General features: G+C 67.6%; 2 protein-coding genes. Both read right to left on the bottom strand.

From position 1 onward, the window contains the following. Window positions 1–192: hypothetical protein (locus AB4Y85_RS19435; protein WP_441986547.1), on the bottom strand; the 192-nt coding region annotated here is incomplete at its 3' end. A gap of 37 nt (window positions 193–229) precedes the next feature. Next, on the bottom strand, window positions 230–574 hold a 345-nt coding region (locus tag AB4Y85_RS19430), incomplete at its 5' end, for a DsbA family protein (protein WP_441986546.1).

Raw genomic sequence — 574 nt, 5'->3', positions numbered from 1 at the left:
GGAGTGGTGTCGGACGACGTCGGGCGGATCGCCCGCGCAATGAAAGCCCGAGTTCGAGAACATCGGCTCTCCGGTCAGCAGGGCCTTGGCGCCGCCTATGATCAGGATCGGCAGCGCCACCAGCACGAACAGCACGGTGAAGATCTTGAAGAGCTTCATCTTCGTGGTGGTGACGTAGCTGGAAGAGATCATGCGCGCCCTGATCCGATTTTCTCGGCGATCGTAAGGGTCAGGCCAGCGCCTGGTCGATCGCCTTCTGCAGGTTCTCGGGGCTTTCGGCGCCGACCACCGCCACCTTGCCCGCGAAGATCGCCACCGGCACGCCGGTGACGCCGCCGCGCACGGCCATGGCGTGCTGCTGGACGATCACGTCCTTGTCGGCGCCTTCAGCCAGCAACTGCAGCACCGCGACCTCGTCCATGCCCGCGGCCTTGGCGATCTGGCCCAGCACGACGGGGTCGCCGATGTCGCGGCCTTCCTCGAAATAGGCGGCGAACAGGCCCTCGACCACGGCGTCCTGCACGGCCGCGCCGCGCGCCCAGCGGATCAGGCGGTGGGCGGCGCTGGTGTTGGG

Origin of the sequence: Microvirga sp. 2YAF29, assembly GCF_052114605.1 — a bacterium.
GTDB lineage: Bacteria > Pseudomonadota > Alphaproteobacteria > Rhizobiales > Beijerinckiaceae > Microvirga.
The sequence above is the reverse complement of the archived record's forward strand: the minus strand, read 5'-3'. Positions and strand labels throughout refer to the sequence as shown.